This is a genomic window from Candidatus Saccharimonadales bacterium (assembly GCA_036397795.1).
Classification (GTDB): domain Bacteria; phylum Patescibacteriota; class Saccharimonadia; order Saccharimonadales; family DASWIF01; genus DASWIF01.
The window spans coordinates 1-3437 of the sequence record DASWIF010000053.1 but is presented as its reverse complement, the minus strand read 5'-3'; the positions used below and the strand labels follow the sequence as shown (position 1 = coordinate 3437).

General features: G+C 49.1%; 1 protein-coding gene. It reads right to left on the bottom strand.

Features of this window, described 5'->3' with window-relative positions; translation table 11 throughout:
- Positions 1–77: 77 nt before the first annotated feature.
- Positions 78–3437 (bottom strand): DUF11 domain-containing protein (locus tag VGA08_03390; protein ID HEX9679638.1); only part of this gene is annotated, 3360 nt, incomplete at its 5' end.

The window sequence follows — 3437 nt, the reverse complement described above, 5'->3', positions numbered from 1 at the left end:
GAGGATCCTCGATGGCTTCGCCATCGGGAGATTTTGGATTTGATTTGGAACAATTTGGATTTTGTAATTTGAAATTTTTAAATTGCACTGTCTCTCCCTGTCCCCTCAACCGGCGTCTCTGCCCCAACCGGGTCCACCGGCACGTCGGCGTTAACTATCTCCTGCCCCTTCTTCACCTGAAACTCTTCTCCGTAATAAGGGTTCTGATACTCTTTTGGTTTTTCTTTTCTGGCGGCCGGATAATTATAACCTTCTTTCTCAACCTTCAGCTGATATTTTCCTTCCGGCGGCAGGAAATTAAACCGGCCCTCATAATCGCTTAATCTGCTCTTTAAAACTCGTTGTCTATCTGTGTCAATCACGCTGATTTTAGCCAGCGGCACCGCCTCTAAGGAAACTGAATTATAAACTTTTCCCCACGGCTTTAATATTTTTTCAGCCAAAGCCACCTGGGCGACGGCCAAAAGAATATAAATCGCCAGCATCAAACCGTTAATCAAATTGGTGGAAACCAGATAAACCAGACCGCTGGCGATTAAACCAAGAACCAGAATTGGCAGAGCCAGCTTGCCAAAGAAATTATGAATGCTTCTGATAATCAGCTTAAGCGAACTGACCTTAATTCTGGGATCGGCCGGATCAAGCGGCACGTTAAGAATGATTCTCTGGATATTTTCTTCGGTTATCTCCAAAGGCGTCCGGCCGCGGTAAATATTTTGATAGCCAAAATCCTGGTCGCTTTTAACAATTGTTGACGGGAAAACATAATTTGGCTTGCGGGCTTCAATATAATAGCGGCCCGGTTTTGGTATAAAACTGAACCGGCCCAAAGTATCAGTCACCTGGGTTTGGACCAGCTTATTGGTGTCGGCGTCAATCAGTCTCAAAACCACCAGACTTAACGGATCTTTGCTGATGGAATTGTAAGCGATCCCCCACGGCCGTTTTCTTCTCTTAATGCCCAGGGCGGTAAACAAGAATGGAAATAAGTTATAAACATAAATTGGGATATTGGGCAGATTAAATAAAATCGGCGGACTGGCGATAATCACGACCGGCGCGGTTACCGCCAAAGTCGTTCTGGTTTCCGGCTCAATTGCTTTGACAACCGCCGTTACTTGCTCAACCGCCCGGGAAAAAAATCCGGTGACGTCAGTCAGCAACTCCGTCAAAGTCTGCTTCTCTTTTTCAGCCTCTACCAAAGCCCCTTCCGGAGTAACAGCCAACCGGGCGATTGTTACCCGGCCTGAAATTAAACCGTCTCTTATGGCCTGGGCTTCAATCGTGTGAACCGCGATATCAGCCGCTAATTGGCTCTGGGCTAATTCAAGCCTCCAAATTCCCTGATCATCACTGGTGGTCGCGTATTCTACTCCGTCAACAAAGACTTTAACCTGACTATTGGGGCTGGTCGTTCCTGAAATGATAACTTTATCATCAGTCACCCGGGCCTGGCCGCTGACTGTCAGCTCTTCTTCACCAGGCTCCGGCCTGGCTTCAGTCGGCGGAGTAACTTCCTCTTCGGCTGGCGGCGCCGCCGGAGTTGGTTCAGCCGGCGTTGGCGCCGCTTCTTCCGGAGCCGGCTCTGCCGGCGGAACTTCTTCTGCCGGCTCTTCAACAGCCGCTCTGATTAAATTGCTGGTCTGACTGGATACTATTGGATCCGGCGATTCATTATAAGTCAGCCGGGCCTGATTGGTAATATTGGTATCGGTTGCCGGCTGATCGCTGACCCGGACTTTGTATTCAGCGTAGCCGCCGCCGGTAGAAGCGATCGTTCCGGCGTTAATTGTTACCAAACCGTTAGCGTTATTGGGCTGAACAACACCGTTTAAAGTAATTGAATTTACAGTAAAAGTCGTTAAATTAGGCACGGCGGCCGTTATTATGGCGCCGGTCGCCGGCGTGTCGCCGACATTTTCATAATCTACCCGGTAAGTCAGGCTGTCTCCCAGCTGGACTTCCCGGCCGTCGCCAACCAGCTGGGCTTTAATCGTATCAGTTAAAATCACGCCCAAGCCCAGAACAAATACAATTACTAAACCGTAGAAAATCCCGCCGGTTACTTCCTTGAGAGGTTTGAACTGGCTGTAATTAGCCAGATAAACGCCGGTCCTGGCCCGGGGAGCGTGCTTGTCAAAAGCCGTCTGCGGCTGATCAAAAATAATTTCCGCCAAAACTGACCAGCTGGATTTTTTCTTTTGGCCGCCATTATCAGGTTTGACAAAATTCAACACCAGCAAACTGCTGACGCTGAAAACCAAGCCAACAATCACCAGATAAAAACCAATAATTGAAACTAACCGGGAAGAATTAGCTTTAATGAAAGCCGGATTAAATAAAGGTTTAATAATGGCTAAAAGATTGGCGGTGACTGAAACCGGCTGATCAGCATTAACGCCGACTGATAAGGAGATATTAATAATCGGCATGCCGGCTTCAAAAGTCGCTACCGGATCAGAGGCCGGACCAAAGGCGGTTTCAATGTTATCGCCATTGCGGGCTTTGGCCTGAAAACTGTATTCAGTCCCGGCTTCCAGGCCGGTTACTTCAAAACCAGCTGTCCCGTTCCAGCCACCCTGCCCTGAACCGGAGGCTTGAGCGGAGCCGAAAGCCGACTGGTTCAGGGGCCCTGAATAAGCCTGCCAAACGGTAGCTTCGCCCAGACTGCCGTCAAGCTGAACCCATCTATTGGTCGTCAGTTCCCTGACTGACATTTCGGTCGCGACTGGATTGCCTTGAGGATCAATTATCACCCTTAGTTTATCAACATTAACCGGAGTGACGCTTTGAATATGAGGCGCTTGAGCTAAAGTGTGAGTTGGCACAGCTGGAGCTGATAAAGCTGAACTGCCGCCAACATTATAAGCCAAAACCCGCCGGCCAAAATACATTGTATTAACTTCCAGACCGGTTTCTTCAATATAGTCCAGATTGGGCGATTCAACCCGCTTTAAAACATTACTGTCAGCGTCCCACAGTTCAAAACCAATTTCATTGCCGGCGGTGTCCTCAAAATGCCAGCGGATAGCGGTTGGCGAGACGGCTTCGGGATCGCCAATGGTTGGAGTGGTTGGCAGTTGTCTTTCTTGAGGAATACCGCCTGAAGTGGCCATTTCAAAAAAGTTGGTGCTGGTTGGGTCTTCTGACCAGGAACCAACGACATCATCGTCATCCCAGAACCGAATCCGCCAGAAATATCTGGCGCCGTCCAAAGACAGCGGCGTCCCGCCAAAATTAATATCAGCGCTCCGATTACCTTCAGTACAATCAGCCATGACCGCGCCGGCCGCCCCTGAATCCCAAACGACTGACGAAAAATCATCATTATTATCAACCTGGATTCGGTATTTGTTCAAAATATCGCCAACATCCGGATCATTACAGATGGCGCTAAAAGCCGGGGTGCCGTCAGTGATGCCGGTTGGATTGGCTTC